This is a genomic window from Ruegeria discodermiae (assembly GCF_030758345.1).
GTDB lineage: Bacteria > Pseudomonadota > Alphaproteobacteria > Rhodobacterales > Rhodobacteraceae > Ruegeria_C.
The window spans coordinates 122,364-138,208 of record NZ_JAVAMO010000015.1 but is presented as its reverse complement, the minus strand read 5'-3'; the positions used below and the strand labels follow the sequence as shown (position 1 = coordinate 138,208).

The 15,845-nt window shown below is 51.9% G+C and carries 14 protein-coding genes, 1 tRNA gene and 1 pseudogene; 7 read left to right on the top strand and 9 right to left on the bottom strand.

Annotated features, from left to right (window positions below):
• Nucleotides 1-196: 196 nt before the first annotated feature.
• The 3 genes from Q5Y75_RS22835 to Q5Y75_RS22825 form a co-directional block, all read right to left on the bottom strand.
• Entirely contained in the window at nucleotides 197-922 is a 726-nt protein-coding gene (locus Q5Y75_RS22835; RefSeq protein WP_306201898.1) for a PA2778 family cysteine peptidase, read from the bottom strand.
• A 119-nt stretch (nucleotides 923-1,041) separates the two neighbouring features.
• Nucleotides 1,042-1,419 (bottom strand): PA2779 family protein, encoded by a 378-nt coding sequence (locus Q5Y75_RS22830; RefSeq protein ID WP_306201897.1) that lies wholly within the window; start codon nucleotides 1,417-1,419, stop codon nucleotides 1,042-1,044.
• A 200-nt stretch (nucleotides 1,420-1,619) separates the two neighbouring features.
• Nucleotides 1,620-1,862: a helix-turn-helix domain-containing protein gene (locus Q5Y75_RS22825; RefSeq protein WP_306201895.1), complete on the bottom strand. Its 243-nt coding sequence runs from the start codon at nucleotides 1,860-1,862 to the stop codon at nucleotides 1,620-1,622.
• Between the two features lie 159 nt (nucleotides 1,863-2,021).
• Between Q5Y75_RS22825 and Q5Y75_RS22820 the strand changes: the two genes are divergently transcribed.
• On the top strand, nucleotides 2,022-2,195 hold the full coding sequence (locus Q5Y75_RS22820) for a hypothetical protein (protein WP_306201894.1): 174 nt from the start codon (nucleotides 2,022-2,024) through the stop codon (nucleotides 2,193-2,195).
• A gap of 106 nt (nucleotides 2,196-2,301) precedes the next feature.
• Nucleotides 2,302-2,610, top strand: a complete 309-nt coding sequence (locus tag Q5Y75_RS22815; protein WP_510769691.1) for a VapC50 family PIN domain-containing toxin — start codon at nucleotides 2,302-2,304, stop codon at nucleotides 2,608-2,610.
• A gap of 299 nt (nucleotides 2,611-2,909) precedes the next feature.
• Here the strand turns inward: Q5Y75_RS22815 and Q5Y75_RS22810 are convergent.
• A pseudogene (locus tag Q5Y75_RS22810) lies at nucleotides 2,910-3,868 on the bottom strand (DDE-type integrase/transposase/recombinase).
• A 681-nt stretch (nucleotides 3,869-4,549) separates the two neighbouring features.
• Between Q5Y75_RS22810 and Q5Y75_RS22805 the strand changes: the two are divergent.
• From Q5Y75_RS22805 to Q5Y75_RS22790, 4 genes are all read left to right on the top strand, one after another.
• Nucleotides 4,550-6,016: a M12 family metallopeptidase gene (locus Q5Y75_RS22805; RefSeq protein ID WP_306201890.1), complete on the top strand. Its 1,467-nt coding sequence runs from the start codon at nucleotides 4,550-4,552 to the stop codon at nucleotides 6,014-6,016.
• A 23-nt stretch (nucleotides 6,017-6,039) separates the two neighbouring features.
• Nucleotides 6,040-7,359 (top strand): trypsin-like serine peptidase, encoded by a 1,320-nt coding sequence (locus tag Q5Y75_RS22800; protein WP_306201888.1) that lies wholly within the window; start codon nucleotides 6,040-6,042, stop codon nucleotides 7,357-7,359.
• Between the two features lie 1,464 nt (nucleotides 7,360-8,823).
• On the top strand, nucleotides 8,824-9,408 hold the full coding sequence (locus tag Q5Y75_RS22795; protein WP_306201887.1) for a recombinase family protein: 585 nt from the start codon (nucleotides 8,824-8,826) through the stop codon (nucleotides 9,406-9,408).
• 226 nt (nucleotides 9,409-9,634) lie between these two features.
• Nucleotides 9,635-10,531 carry a hypothetical protein gene (locus Q5Y75_RS22790; protein ID WP_306201885.1) on the top strand — a complete coding sequence of 299 codons (897 nt, stop codon included), beginning with the start codon at nucleotides 9,635-9,637 and terminating at the stop codon, nucleotides 10,529-10,531.
• 202 nt (nucleotides 10,532-10,733) lie between these two features.
• Here Q5Y75_RS22790 and Q5Y75_RS22785 read toward each other — a convergent pair whose 3' ends face one another.
• The 4 genes from Q5Y75_RS22785 to Q5Y75_RS22770 form a co-directional block, all read right to left on the bottom strand.
• Nucleotides 10,734-11,438: a hypothetical protein gene (locus Q5Y75_RS22785; RefSeq protein WP_306201883.1), complete on the bottom strand. Its 705-nt coding sequence runs from the start codon at nucleotides 11,436-11,438 to the stop codon at nucleotides 10,734-10,736.
• 114 nt (nucleotides 11,439-11,552) lie between these two features.
• The gene (locus Q5Y75_RS22780; RefSeq protein ID WP_306201881.1) at nucleotides 11,553-12,080 is read right to left on the bottom strand and encodes a hypothetical protein; all 528 of its coding nucleotides are present in this window, start codon (nucleotides 12,078-12,080) and stop codon (nucleotides 11,553-11,555) included.
• A gap of 55 nt (nucleotides 12,081-12,135) precedes the next feature.
• Complete coding sequence (locus Q5Y75_RS22775) at nucleotides 12,136-13,485, bottom strand: site-specific integrase (RefSeq protein WP_306201879.1); 1,350 nt, start codon at nucleotides 13,483-13,485, stop codon at nucleotides 12,136-12,138.
• Between the two features lie 99 nt (nucleotides 13,486-13,584).
• Nucleotides 13,585-13,671, bottom strand: a tRNA-Leu gene (locus Q5Y75_RS22770).
• 212 nt (nucleotides 13,672-13,883) lie between these two features.
• Between Q5Y75_RS22770 and Q5Y75_RS22765 the strand changes: the two genes are divergently transcribed.
• Entirely contained in the window at nucleotides 13,884-14,867 is a 984-nt protein-coding gene (locus tag Q5Y75_RS22765; RefSeq protein ID WP_306201878.1) for a complex I NDUFA9 subunit family protein, read from the top strand.
• Here the strand turns inward: Q5Y75_RS22765 and Q5Y75_RS22760 are convergent, their stop codons facing one another.
• Entirely contained in the window at nucleotides 14,868-15,671 is an 804-nt protein-coding gene (locus Q5Y75_RS22760; RefSeq protein ID WP_306201876.1) for an undecaprenyl-diphosphate phosphatase, read from the bottom strand.
• Nucleotides 15,672-15,845: the final 174 nt, after the last annotated feature.

The window sequence follows — 15,845 nt, the reverse complement described above, 5'->3', positions numbered from 1 at the left end:
GCCGCCCAGTCCCCAACATCGTTTTTCACCAGCTTTGGGAGATTGACGAAAACCTGATGCGGTCGGAACCGACGCCGACACAGATGGCCGAGCATCTGGCCAAGCGCAAAGAGCTTTGGCAGGCGAGAGAGAATAGTGCACGGAATCCGCACGAAACTCCGGGACGACCCAAGCGCTTTGCAGCTAGCGAAGACACTCACTCGGCTTGCTTAGCTAGTTCTTTTTTGACTTGTGCGAGGTTGTGCTGGATTTCTGGTGCGGTTGGATCGACCTTGGCTGCATATTCAAATGCCACTTTTGCGCCCTCCAGGTCGCCCAGCTTGTATCGTGCATTTCCAAGGCCATAGGGCCAAATCCAGTTTTCCGGCCAGCGCCTCGAACCATTCTTATAGACTTTCGCAGCAGCTGAATCGTGTCCCTGCTGCTCAAGCGCCGCCGCCGCGCGCAGCACTTCCCATTCATTGCCTGTTTCAGGAAGCAGGTTGGGAGGCAACACCGTAATAGCCCAGAACTCGCCTCGCCTCCATGTGCGCTGGAATAGGCGCGAGTCCATCGTCATGCGGTCGTGTTCTCCAGAGTGAAGAACCAATTGTTCGCTGTCCAAATCGTAACCAACTACTACAGCATAGTGCCATCTTGGCGACCAACTGAGACCGAGGTTTTGAAATACGATGACAGGGTGACCTGCGGCCACTTCTTCCAGCAGTTCGGGGAAGGTGGATAGTTGGACGACAAGTTGACCACGCCGACGAGCTGCCCCAATCATGTCCGCAAGATATGTTCCATTGGCTTTTGGAGTGAATGCCAGCGACGCGATTTCGGCCTGTGTCACATCGCTGCCAGACCATTGAAGAACCATTGCGAGCGAAGCGGGCCCACAATGGAAGGCGTTTTGCTTGATGATAGGTACATCTGCCACCATTGCTCTGGGCGGCACGTCTTGAGGGCGATCAAAGTGCTCGCCCGTTTGCGTACAGGCGAACAGAACAAGGGGTAGAGCGACAGCCAACCCAGCCCGAATGAGTTTGAGGTACAGCGGCCTTAACGTGTGGCGCAGCGTGTGAATGAGAAAACCTTGGTTAGACAAAGCAGGTCGGTCACAAGCAGGATGACAAAAACCGTTAGAAGCGCGCCAACGACAGCGTTGCCGCCAGCCGTTCCTTCTTCCATTTGCTCAACAATTGAGGCGATTTCCACATCTGACAATGCGCTTAGTCGGGCCTCTGCCTCACCTGGATCGACACCTTGCGCGATAATCTCATCGCGTATCTCCTTCTTCTTCAACTCACCAAGGAGATAGTCGCGGTCAGCAATCGCCGCATATTTCGAGATTGCTGCTTCGGTCGTTAACAACTCTGCCTGAACCATTGTAGTTGTCTGCGCCGCGAGCAGCATCTGTGCAGCAAGAAACCCTGCCAAGCTACTCCGCGATATCCTCCAAAAGTTCATGTTACTGCATCCTCTGTGTCTTCGCGTTCCGGCGGCTACTGCACCCAAGTTGCCCGACGGGGATTGTTCAGCAGCTCCTCAAAGAATGCAACCGCTAGGAAACGGGCAAGTAGGCAACAGGCGTAACACCGCGCTCCGACCGATGCCTTGCAGCGCACTGAGACCTTGGGTCAGTCATTCGCTTGCTTCTTCAAAGCCACCCCCGGCCCCGCAGCAACCTCGCCGCTGTCCAGAAACTGGATGCCTTGGGCTTCGAGGGCTTTGCGTATGGCCTCTGCATTGGAATGCTGCATGCCACCTTTTTCAGTTTCGAAACGATTGATCGTGGTGAACGAAACACCCGCCAATTCAGCGAGTTCTCGCGTTCCTATCCTGAGTGCGTTTCGCGCCATTCTTAGCTGCTCGGGCGTCATTGTGCAAACCTCGTATGCAAAAATGCTAACAGAGTATTGATATCGTGCCTACCCTGTACATATTTTTAATACACGGTAAGCAAAACAGCAACATGAGGATGCCATGACTGCACAACGCGCCAGCGCGACCAATACCGTCTTGCTTGATGCAAGAAAGGCATGGGCCAGTCCAATAAGATCCAGGCCATCAAGGATGAGAAGCTGAAAATCGAAGTGGACGCCATAACCTTGAGCGGTCTTACCAAAGCCCATGATGCGCTGACCTGGGAGGACAACGGCGAAGAGAGCCCCGAAGCGGTCAGCGCACTTATGGTCAGACACTATTCTGAATGAAACGCCGGCTACAATCTCCAAACTTGGTTGCGATGGGCCCAAGCGGAGAAGCCAGCTTGAGGCGGCGTTTCCCAGCGCTCTTTCTGACCCAAGGTTCGTGCACTTGGTGCGGACTTTTCAACTGCAGGATGAAGATGACAGACATGTTGCTGCAGTAGCCCTCCAAGAAGGCGCTGACGCAATCTGTAGCGACAAAAAGAGAGATTTTGGACTAAGCGTGGTCGAGGCGCTCACTGCAGATGAATTCATTACCGACACAATCGACCTGTCGCCGGTTAGAGCAATCAGCGCCGTGGCCCAAATGCGTTCGCGCATGAGCAGTGTCAAAGATGGAGAGCAATTCGTTGAACTCATCGCGCAACGAAGCCTTCCCAACGTGGCTCGGTATCTGCGCCAGTATGGCGACCGGCTCTAGGAGAGTTTGGCATAGCCAGTGCCCACGGGGTGTACTAAAGGGTGGATTGAAATATACGCCAAGTCCACAAAGTATTGTATTTCATGGGAAAATCGCACGAGATTGGTGCCCAGGAGAGGACTCGATTGCACAATTTGGCTAAATAATATCAATTACTTAGCGTTAGTCAATTCTCACTCGTGGACCAAAATGTGGACTCACATGAGCACCTCAGATGGTGCATCAAGTCGTCTCCGCCACCAAGATTATAGCTATTTTTGGGAGACTTACGCCAACTTGATAAAATGCAGCCACATGCGTTAGCTGTTCAGTCCCTGCATCTGGCAGATCGGATTTAGGATGAATCGATCTGCTTCTGATGTCCAGATTTTGCAGATGCATTCGTGGGGCGCCAGACCCGAGTGCGTCCTCAGGCGACGTGCGTAATTGTAGGCATCCAGGAAGTCGGCCAGATGTGTGCGAAGCTGGTCGTGGCTCTCTTAGTGGTCGCGTTTGACGGTCGCGTCCTCGAATGTGCGGTGCGTGCGTTCAACCTGACCGTTATCGGGGGATTTGAGCCACTGGATCAAACCCTGCCCTCTCAAATTCCACGGATGGTTCGGCTCGGTTAGCCGATGCTCGATGCCGTTGGCCTCGCAGATCATGTCGAACCGCGCTGGCCGGGAATAGATCGTGTTTCGGTCTCGCGGCTGCTCAGCGAACTGGCTGCCGTTATCCGTGAGGATCGTGTGAATGTGGTAGGGAATCGCTTCGAGACGACGCTCGAGGAACTACCAAGCTGTCTTACGGTTCGCCTTCTCGACCAATTTCGCCACGGCGAACTTGCTGGTTCGATCGATGGTCACAAAGAGACAGAGCTTGCCATCTGCCGTCCTGAGCTCGGCAATATCGATACGAAAGAACCCGATCGGGAATCGCTGAACCGTTGAATTTTTGGACTTAACGCAGTCCATCTCAGGCAGGCGTGAGATACCATCCCATTGAAGCATCTGCGCAGATATGAGCGCGTAGGGTGCGGGATCGTTGGCTGCAAGGCATAGAAGCAGTCATCCCAAGGCAAGAGTGTGTGCCGTCGGAATGCCACGACCATTGCTTGCTCCTCTGCACTGAGAACAGTTGAACGTCGCTCCTTGGGGTCGGTCTTCAGGTCTTGAACTAACTGCCGCTTTCGCAACTTTGCTACCGTCTTGGAATTGCCCCCAAGTTCCCTGCTCAGCTCCGCGATCGAAGCCTGCGATCGCTGTATTGTCGCTAGGATGGCGTGCGTCCCCTCTTGGGAACATGCTTAGCATGACCCCTTCGGGTGGTGGTGCGTGGCGCAGCCCTAACGTATCTATCCCATACGGCATCGTTCCATTCCAGCGAATGGATCGCACTATCAACACTGGGATCAAACACCTGAGCGTAACAGCGACTTGAAAGTGCCTTTAATTGGATTTGAACTGGATTGGCGGTCTACGCTCCGGTCAGCATCTCAACATCAGGCGAACTGAAAACGAACCTATCCCGTTAGGCTATTGCAAACGGCGCTTGCTGCGCCGCGAGCGTCGCCTTTCGGAGGATTAATCTCGTTTAAAAGCCTCGATAAAGTCAAGTCAGTCGGTACAATTGGGCATGTCGCTTGCAACGCGGTTGAGATAGCTTCTTCGTCGTAACCGCCTTGTACAGGATCTAGCCTATCGTCAGGGCTATTTCTGAATTGTTCATCTTGTGAGCAACCAACTATGGCAACCACAAGCAGTGGTGTGAGACGTGACATTGGAAATTCCTCCAACTTTGTGCTAACGTAGCACAGTTACGAAGACACTCTTACCACAAGTTATTTTTTTGCTTATTGGGAAATGGATTACAGATGCGCAGTACGTACAGAATAGTAGCCCTCGGTGTCGCTTTCTCCTTAGTCTTTTCGGCAGACATTAGTGCGCATGACGTGCAAGGAATGTTGGACGAAGAGGATGCCCGCGCGGCCTATCCCGCAGCATTTGAAGGGCTGGACAGCTCTCAAATTGACCGATTGAGAGTGTTTCAGATGACGGGCACCGATGTCGATGCCGGAGCATCGGTTTTGGGGCAGTTTGCTGTCAATGAAGAAGGCGGCCCAGAACAAGTATTCCTAGAGAATTATAGATGGCCTCAACAAAAGATCTTGACGGCTTGCTTCTTTGACGGAGGAAAGGCCGAGATACTCAATGTATTGAGAGTTTTTGACAGCGTACTCGAGTTTACAAACCTTGGGCTAGCTGTCACTCAAGAATCTTGCCCGGTTCGCGGCGTAGATATACAGATCAGAATAAAGACAAGTGGTTGTTCCTCTTACTATGGTCGAGCCGCCAGAGATGTGATTGCAAAAAACGAAAATGAGGCCACGATCAATCTTTGCAATCGCGCGCGACCGAGCCTCTCCGGAAGGAACGAAGCAACTATAACTCACGAGTTTTTGCACACGTTGGGTTTCGTGCACGAACAACAGCATTCTGATCAGAAATGCTATGACGAGCTTGACTTGGAGAAAGTAGGCCGGCTTCTTTTTCCCAAATATGATGCCGAAAAGCGAGAAGAAGCTGTAAGGAATAACATTCTAAAGATTGAGAAGAGCGTTCCCCAAGCTGTTGTGGCTAAGCTACCTTACGATAAGAAGTCAATGACTCACTATCGTCTAACCAAAAACATGTTCAAGAAGGGAGTGGCACCGACTTGCGTCCTTTCCCAAAAAAACCTTGTCCTGTCCGAGGGCGATAAAAGAATGCTCCGTGCCATGTATCCAAGTGGCGCTTCGTCTCGGACAATTAATAAAGGTATTGATGTTCCGCTGAGCGCTGCGAAGTCGTTGGAGGCGATTGTTGGCGAGGCCTCTGAAAACCAGCCAATTGATGATGCGATGTCGGATTGCCTTACCGATGAAGGTTGCCAGCAAGCGGTGCTATTTGAAATTAATAATGCCTTGGCTTCAAGAGAACTCGGAGCAACTAGGGTCGCGCCGGAGCTTGTTGGTGTTCAAGCTGCTGGGCCCGCTTTACTTGTGACAACCCCAAAACCAGAACCCGGAACTGGAGGTACTGGTTGTCAAGTTTGGCCGTTCTGTGTTCAATCTGGAGAGAACCTGCATGAGCAACGCGGCTTCGCCATTGACCAAGACGGAGAGGGACTAGTACTCCAGGCCCAAGCAAACGATCCGTTCGTTCAAGCTCCCCAGAGAGATGAAATGCCCGGCGTCGGAGGCGGGCTTTGTCAAGGGCTAATTTTTTGTATGCCTGACGAGCAAGCTCTCGCGATGGAGCCTGCTGGCCCGCTTCAAGCGCCCGGGCCCTTAGGCCCAATCTGCCTGTTAAATCCTTTGTGCAGTGGGGCACTGAAGGGCCTAAACAATAATCTTTTGGGCCTGGATCAAGGCGTGGTGGGGCAATGATATGCCCCTACAAGAAGTCCTATGTGATTATCCTTCTAGGCTTAATGCTTGGTACAACTAGTGTACGAGCAGATGCGGCGTGGCCTTGTTTTTCTTCGAAGACCTGCTTCACAAGTCCTTGGAGTTATGAGAGCAGTAATTCAAACATTGACCAGAGTTCTAAAGCCGAGCCGCAAGCCAAACTAAGTCTAAAAACTGAAGAAGACCTTGAAAACTATATCACAGAGTTGGCGTTAGTTAGGAAAGAGTGCCAAGCATCTAACACACTGCCGCCATATGATGGCCCCAGTGAAGGAGTTTCGGAAAAAGACGCTCTGGCTGCCTACGTTAAGGAGCACGAGTTAGAACTGCGGGCATATCTAAATTGCGACCTGGACAAACAATCCGTTGACCAGATTATCTCCTATCCCGGTGATGCGATAGGGAGTCCGGAAGACACTGAGCAATTGGCGGAAAGTGAACGATACACTCTTAGCTCAGAGTTCGCGGATTGTCGCAACTACTTCAGCATATTACGTGGAAGAAGCGAAAATCAAATCGAAACATCTGCACTCGTGACTAAATCTGCCTTCCGAGAATACCGAGCGAATTGCTTCGACATGGTCGATGCGGCTCCCGAAGCTGTCCGAAACCGTTTGGTATTTCTTGGGGAGTTTAAGGGAAGCAAACTAAGACAGATATATTGCGCTGGTATATTAATTAATCATGATATCGTATTGACGGCGAAACACTGCTTAGTAGATCCAGCTGAAATAGAAGACTTCTATTCGACATATGGTAAATCTGAGAAGAAATTTTCAATCCAAAATGTTCGATTGAAAAGGAACACACGGTTAGTAGCACCTTTCATTTCACCCTATGTCTTCCCTAACATCGCGCCGTTGGATCAAAGCTCATTTTATCCTAATCGACCCGAAGCTGACCATATTCTCCTACGCATACAGGGTTTGAACTACGAGCTTCCGACACTAGCGTTATCCCCGGCAAATAAGTGGGATAGAATAATGGTGGCTGGAATACTCCCCAATGACCCAACGGAGACTTCACTCGAAAGCGTGGATGCTGCTGACATCGCAAATTGGGTGAGTAGCAGGATAGTGGTTGACGCTAGACCGTCTTGTTACGTTGCGCAACTCCAGGATGGCTGTATCTTACACCAATGCCAAACATTTGCTGGCTTCAGCGGCGCTCCCATAGTCCGAATTGCAGATGGGGCGCTTGTGGGGGTGCATTCTGCATCACTTGATATATCAGAAAACGTTTGTAGTTTTCGAAGATCTGCAATTATCCGAAATAGAGCTTCAGATCTCTTCGGCATTCGTGCAGATTCTCAAGGCGAATAAAGTTCGACCGTCTCTAGATTCTCGCCTTTGGACGAATAGATTCTAAGGATACTCTTATTGATCTCAGTATGAAGTAGATGTGCTGCGGACATATCACCGAGGCGAGTTGCTCTAATGTGTTCATTCATCAGGGATGAAATGTTCTGTATCTCTGACGTCGAAGCTCCGATCGCTGTCAAATCAGATACTATCCTTGCGCTTCGGGCTTCTAGCAGAGAAATAAATTGGCTCGTGGCGGCTTCTGCTTTAACACAACCTAGATACTTCTCATAGGCTGACGCGGAGGTCTCATTTGCCAAATCCAAGTTCTTAAACAGAGCGCCGCGAATCTCTCTTTCTGCCCCCACCGACAGTTGCCCCCCTGATCGAAACTCATTCAACTCAGCTTGGACCGAGGCGGATACTTCAATGCCAACACCCGCGCTGCATATCGCTATGATTTCGCGCGAAGTCTTACTAATAGTTTCATCTTGTTGGATGCACGCAGTAAGGGCGAATAAAGAGGCTGTGCAATATGCAATACTTCGTTGATACAAGCCACTTATCCTAGATACTGGGAGAGGTCCGACCGAACACAATTGTCATAGGTTTGAAACGCCTTTAACACATTTTCATTTTTTAACCCCTCTTCAGTGAAAGCTATTCCGCGAATCGCTTGTGTTATTCCTGCGGAAGCATTCACTGAGCTAGGCCCTTCCAGGATTCTTGAGATCTCAGCAGCTAACTCGAGCTGCGCTTCTTTCGATATCGTCAATCCTGAAGAGCAAACCGCAATCGCATTCGCGACATCTTTGGTAACTACGTCCTCTGGCTGGGTCACGCATCCAGTAATCAACAGCAACGAGAGCGCATATGAAGTCGGTACTAGTCGGGGTTTCTTCATTTGTTTGCCTAGATTGTAATTCAAAAATGATTTTTTACTTAGAACTGCTTTTACAGTGGTAACAACCTCAGGATATTGTGAGGGAGAAGATCATGCAAGTCATAAGTTTGTTTTCTCCACAAAGCATTGAGGGTTAGAGCGTCTTAGTTTCTTGTCGGCGCCTTCCGTCATTGGCGTTTCGAGTCCACGGACTGCTCGTTTCGCTCGTGCTAGAGATCGTTTGGTTTGTGTTGATCGACCTAACCTGACCTGCCAAAGTTGCGTGTTAATACGGTGCTGGCACTAGGCCATCGGGATGTTGTCCTAGGAGCGCGTACTAAAGCTCGCCCTACTGAAAATCGAATAATTTCAAGACTAAAGCACCTCCCTTTTTGAACTCGACATAATCACCCCCCCGGCCCTTCTGACTATTTTGTTATTATTAGGCAGTTACGCCCAGCGCCAAGTCTGCCGATAGACCTTGCCTCAGTGTCAGTCTCACAGGGCGGCGGAATTGCCTGACTATGGAGTCGGTTCTCGCTTTTGGCAGACACATTGCCACGACTCCTTAGAACCTAGTGTCAGACAAGGAGATCATCGTCATGTTGATCGGATACGCCAGGACATCGACCCTGGAACAAAGGGCAGGTCTGGAGGCCCAGAGAGAGTCACTGAGGGCCAACGGCTGTGATCGGCTGTATGAGGAGCAGGTAAGCTCTGTGGCCATCAGAGAGGCGCTCAGGGACGCTCTGAGCTTTTGCCGGGAAGGAGATACTTTGGTGGTCACCAAGCTGGATCGATTGGCTCGCTCAGTGAAACATCTGGGTGAGATCATCGAGGAGTTGGAGGGCAAGAAGGTCGGGCTGCTAGTTCTCGATTTAGGATTGGATACGTCCAATGCGACTGGGAAACTGATGTTGAATGTACTAGGAGCGGTGGCCCAATTCGAGAGGGAGTTAATGATTGAGCGTCAACGTGAAGGGATTGCCAAGGCTAAGGCCGAAGGTCGGTATAAGGGGCGCAAGCCGACGGCTCAAATGAAGTCACTGGATATAATGCTTCTCTCCGGTCAAGGATTGAGCAAAAGAGCAATCGCCCAGCGCCTAGAGTTGTCTGAAAGGTCCGTCTTTAGGGTGTTGTCGACTGCTAGGCAGAGTTTAGTGGAACAACAAAACTTACAAAGTTAACCTCTTGATCATGCATGCGCCTTTTGAAGGTGACGCCGCTTAGCATCGACTATGTGGCGTTGCCGCCATTCGCCTGCTGACTGGCCGATGATGTTGCCCTTGCCAATAGGCTCCAACAAAATGCTATTGATCACTCGACTTTTTGGAAAGCAGGAATGATAATTTGGGGTTCCGAATACGTCTAAAGGTAAGGCTGGGGAAGCCATTCACAAGCAACGAAACCAATTTGAGCTTTCTTCTTTCTGAGCGCGAGGTAGTGCTTAAGTCTTGGCCTCCGGACCGGCCATTGAAGGAAGTGGTTTGGGTAACACTAGTTGCAAAGGGATTCGAGACTAACGAGGAGGCAGCAGCATTTGGAGAGCACTTAAAGACGTCGGTAGCAATCGTGTGCCTTGCAACGAAGCAAGGTGTAGATATGGGAGAGGGAAACCCGACATCCTCGGTAAACGAGGCATGGTTGCGTGAACAAGGCGCGCTGGGTCAACGCGAACGATTGGTCGATGACATACATGGACTAACTGTAGTCCCGGATGACGATCTCAATAAAATCATGCATATAAGCGGTAAAGGATCGGTAACTGCCGCGCCGGGTCTCTTTGTTGAATCCATGCATGAACTCGAAAAGAGCCCCTCCAACCAACCAAAACGCGCGATTCTAGGCGTCCACCTGTTGAATTTCGCTTGTATGAACCCAGAGGCTTTGGCGAAAGCGGTATTGGCATTTTCCGCTGTAGAGGAACTCGGACAAGGCGAAGGTTGGTCTGAGAAACAGCGAGCCTTGATCAACGAGTTGGCCTCTCAGCTAGAAGAGTCGGGCGCTGGCGACGTTGAAAAATTGGAGATTGCTGATGGTTTGCGAAGGAGCTTCTTCCGGCTCAGTCTCCGACAGGGTGTCAAGCGTGTCCTTGAGGAGCTCGGGCTTGCAGATCAAATCAGAGAGTGGGACCGGCTGTACTCCATTCGAAGCGGACTATTTCATGGCACCACGCAGTTGTCGGCAACAGAAACTTCAAAATTCGCCAATGAGGCGCTAGACTTCTGTGGTCGGATCATACTCTTAAAGGCGCGGCAGGAAGGTGTTCAGATTCCAGAAATAGCAAACAGCAACTTTGGTGACTTTTGAAGGCTGCTTGACTAGCTCCACGCATTTGCCCGAGTGGTATTGCTGACCCGGTGCTCCGAGAGCTTTCCCCATGTGAATGCTTACGCTTCATAGTAATGTGTATCGATCCCTCAATGTATCTCAAGTCTCCTTGGGGCCACATAGTAGGAGAAGATATATGACTACTGATACTAGGTATCACCAAGGTCGAGCTTGAGCACACTTAGGCTACCAGGTTACCGAACGTTGCACTTTGAATGTCAACGTGAGGTCTAAACCCAAGGCGATCCTCGTATGCATCTCGGAGAAAATTGGCGGCGTAGCCAGCGTCGCACACACGAACGATCAGGCTGTCATGAACCGGCAGAGAGGGTGCTTTTCTTTCATCGTGTAGCCTCGACATCGCTGCTAAGAAACATTCGGCCTCTTCGAACTGAAGGTTCGCCCAATCCAGCTCACCCTTTCTCAACTTCGACAAGACTGGGTGCTTTTTTGAGATCACCTCTGTGATATCCTTAAGCTTAGATCGTCGCTCAGGTGCCCAGCCGTGCCTAGCTTTGAAATCTTCCTTGAAGCCCTTAGGCCATTGGGTTGGCAGCTTGCCGCTACCGATCGCCGTTACAACGATCTTTTTGACGATGTCCCTATGGATGCCTTCAACAGCGTAGGGATCAATGTCTCGATTAAGAGGCTCACCAAACATCGAGCAGAGGATCGATAGGTGGCTGGCACGAACATCGATCTCGGTGGTTTCTTCTCCATCGATTCTGATGTTTGCCCTCTTCTCCTTCGGCATCTCCATCCAATTATCATCAGAGGCGCAGTAGAATCTGCCTCCTAAATTGAAATCGAACCCGGGGCGATCACCACAGTTAAATACCCTCCGAACCATCGGGATGTCAGATAGGTTGTACTCGTGCTTGGCCATGAGTTGGTTGAGGCGTCTCACTCGATCGCACTGAAGTCTGTATTCGTCGCTCTTCTGCTTTATCAGCTTGCCGCGTTGGGAATTATGCTGATCTGATCCCTTTGCAGCCCGGACCTAAACGACGTTGGCGTGACGATGGCTGATATCGAAGTAGTCATTGACGGTCTGTGGTTCGACGCCATGATCGAATGCCAATTTGAGAAAAGAATGAGACGCTCTGAAGCGGCGAGCCTTACGATAGTGTGAGACTCTTTCTCCTTCAAAATCGTCATAGGCATCAATGTAGCCGGTCATTTCCATCAGACCAAGCTCGGTCCAGAACGTCACCAACTGCTCAAAGTTGTTGCTGCTGACTAGTGTTTCAGCCAGCATTTCCCGATCTGCGGATCGATACATGAAGCCATGAGAACTCTCATTTGCACTGTGACGAAGGAGGTCTGCAGCAAAAGCACCCACGGCCCGACGAAATGAGAGTTGGTCGATCTGCCTTCGAGCACGTTTTCTGGGGTGCTCGCTGGCCTCGTGAGCCAAACTCATTGCGTTTAAGGCATCAATCCACGCCGTCGCTGCATCTGAGGAAGGGGAACGATCAAAAGTCGCCATTTTGGCTTTGTTCAAGACATCACGGTCGTAGTCAGCCATTTTTTGGGTGGCTCCATGTGGGAACTGATAATCAGTAGCAGTGAGTTGAATAGAACTAGGTCAAGTCCGGGAGTTTGAAGTCGATCTTGAGAAGGGCATCTCTGAGCTCCTCAAGGCCGACACCACTGCCATATTGAGAGGAGGCAGATTTCTCGCTGGAGTGCCCGAGCAGAGCCAGTTCGACCCTTTCTCCAACACCTGCTGCCCTAAGAGCGTCCTTCATGTTGTGGCGCAAGCTGTATACGACGTGCTTGGGATTGTCTGTGTATTTCCTAAGGCGTCTGCGAGTCACCTGGCTGAAATTGTCATGGCGACTGCTTTCAGCGTATTGAGGAAATATGGCGCTTGTCTCGGATGTACTTAACTTTAATCGCCTCGCCACGACTAAAGCCCTCCCGATGAGTGGAACTTTCCTGATCCTAGATCGATCTTTGACGGACCTTAATCCCTGAGGCTTGATCTCGAAGTAGGGTATGGTCTCATCCAAAAACAGGTCATCCAGAGTCAGACCCAAGACTTCGGCACTCCGGGCACCTGAATGATGAATCAAGGTCCAAATATCCTGCAGTGTTCGGTTGTTTTCCAAGTCTCGATACATCGCTTGGATGACCTTGACTGGTAAAGGGTGCCTCAGATCGATCGCTGCATCATCCGGTTTCGGGTATCTAAGCTTGTTGAATGGATTGTTGATGTTGAGGTCGTGTTCTTCGATTGCCAACGAGAAGACGGCCTTGACGTCATTGATGTTCCTTTTGACTGACGACGAAGCCATTTGCCTCAAGAGGTTGTCTCGCAGTGTCCTGGCGTGTGCACGACTGACCTTCGTCAGCGCGACATCATGTTTGGTCACATTCAGTAGATTGCGTTCGGCACGACCAAACCTCTGAAGTTGTTTCTTACGCTTGTATGGGTCGGGTTCTTGCTTTTCATATAGATAAAACGCAAAGGCCTGGCTGACAGTGAGCTCTGCTTTGATGCTTTGTATTCCATTCAATAGAGCGGTCACCGTCGCAGAGTCGACTTCGGACACATCCTCAGGGCTTGCTTGGCCCGTCGACGGATCGGTTGGGTACCTCGAGAGAATTACGTCGGCCTGCTCCGAACGGGCAAGTTCTTCGTCACTTGATCGCCCCTTTGAGTGCAGATCGAGACCAGCTTCGATGAATTGAGCCTCGATTGATGACTTGAGCGACCACAAGTCAGACGATGCAGAGCTTGGCTTCGTCGACCGTAACAAGTGCTCAACATGGTCGTGAAACGGTAGGTAATTCCGCATTGCTTCAGGTTCGGAACGCCCCAATACCTTAACGATTTCGGACTTCCCAAGGGCAGATCGGAGTCGTTCGGGTACTCGTCGAAGGTACTTGTACGTGCCGTTCTTTTCGATGCGGAGATGTTTGACCACCAGTCGTCTTGTCATTGGCTTTGTGGACCTGATTGTGGACCTCAGTAGGTCAACAACCCAGTAAAGCCAAGCTATTTCAGTAACTTAGTCTATTTTGGGTGGTGCCCAGGAGAGGACTCGAACCTCCACGTCCATACGGACACTAGCACCTGAAGCTAGCGCGTCTACCAATTCCGCCACCTGGGCAGGTGTCGTGAGGGGCCGTTTAAGGATGTCGTGCGAGAGGGTCAACCGGATTCTCGGCGTCTGTTGAAAGTTTTTTTGCCAACTGGCCCGGCTGGCGAGCTGCACACCTGACAGGAAGGCCGTGGCTTCGAGGTCGCGTCGTCATTGTGCCTTGTTTGCGCGTCTTGAGGGGGGTAGATCGGTATCGACGCATAAAAACGCAGGAGCCCGGAATGTCCAAGCTGGTCACGATTTATGGCGGTTCGGGATTCGTCGGTCGATACATCACAAGGCGCATGGCCGAACAGGGCTGGCGCGTGCGGGTTGCCGTGCGCCGCCCGAACGAAGCGCTGCATGTCAGGCCTTACGGCGTGGTCGGCCAAGTCGAGCCGGTGGCGTGTAACATCCGCGACGATGCGTCGGTCCGTCAAGCCATGCATGGCGCCGATGCGGTGATCAATTGCGTCGGGGTCCTCAATGAACTGGGCAAGAACGATTTCGACGCGGTTCACGCCGAGGGTGCCGGGCGGATTGCCCGGATTGCCTCGGAAGAGGGGATCGGTCGCATGGTCCACCTCTCGGCGATTGGCGCCAGTGATGAGGCCGACAGCGCCTACGCACGGAGCAAGGCTATGGGTGAGGCCGCGGTGCTGGAGCATATGCCGGATGCCATGATCCTGCGGCCCTCGATCATCTTCGGGACCGAGGATGAGTTCTTCAACCGTTTCGCCGCAATGACGCGGTTCGGACCATTTCTGGCGATTGTGGCACCCGAGACGCGGTTTCAACCGGTATTTGTGGATGATGTTGCTCGCGCCGCCATGATGGGCGCGACAGGTGTGGCGGGCGGTGGCGTCTTTGAACTTGGCGGCCCGGAGGCGAAGAGCTTTCGCGCGTTGATGCAGGTGATGCTCGATACCATTCACCGGCGGCGGGTTATCATCGGTATGCCGATGTTTGTGGCGCGGATCATGGCCGGGGTTCTGGATATAATGAAATTCGTGAGCTTCCAGCTGTTTTCCAACCCCATCCTGACCCGTGATCAGGTGAAATCGCTGCGTAGTGACAATGTGGTTTCGGACGGGGCCAAAGGCTTTGCTGATCTGGGGATCGAGCCGGTGGCGATGCAATCGGTGTTGCCTGACTATCTTTGGAAGTTCCGCCCCTCGGGGCAGTATGACGAAATCCAGAAATCGGCGAAGAATCTGAAGATCTGATCAGCCATAAGCTATCGCCAGTAGGACGAGCCCCAGGATCACCCGGTAGATCACATAGGGTGTGAAGCTGACGCTGCGCAGGAACCGCATCATCAAGGCCAACGCGGCGAGGGCGGACAGGAATGACAGACCTGCGGCCAGCATGCCATTGTGGATTGATTCGGCATCGGCGCTGATGGCAGCGTCAGCTGACAACAGGATGCCCGAGGCAGCGATTGTGGGTATGGACATCAGCATCGCCAGGCGTGCGCCGTCTTCTCGCCCAAAACCCAACAGGCGCGCGCCGGTGATGGTAATGCCAGAGCGTGACGTGCCTGGGATAAGTGCCAGGACCTGCCAGAGCCCCATGATCACGGCGTCCCTGAGCGTCCAGTCCCCGACCTGTTTCACATTGCCGCCAGTGCGATCAGCCCAATAGAGAACAAGGCCGAACCCCAGCATCGTCCAGGCAATGACCTTAATCGAGCGCAGCGCATCCGACAGGCCAGTGAAATGCAGGATCGCCCCGACAAAGATGATCGGTATTGTTGCGATCATCAGCCCGAGCGCGAGGCGTGCGCCCGGCGCGTCTAGCCGACCCGCAAGGGCGTCAGGTGTCCCGCGCAGCGCCAGCGCGACATCGCGCCGGAAATACAGGATCACGGCGCCCAGAGTGCCGACGTGAACAGCCACATCGATGAACTGCCCCTGATCCGTCGTGCCTGTGAGTTTGGGCAGAAGAATCAGATGGCCCGAAGACGAGACGGGCAAGAACTCGGTGATGCCCTGGGTCAGAGCAACAAGAATGATATGCAGGAATGTCATCTGCCGAGATGCCTCTGAACCTTTTTTGGGCACGGGGTATAAGTGACTGGCGCAAATGGAAAGGCCCTATTTAGGTCCGATTCGGAATTAAATTTACCTTGCGTCGCAGCGTCACCTTGCAATTTGCGGACCGAGAATTGAAAAAAGGTCAGTATAATTGACTTTTAATCATAC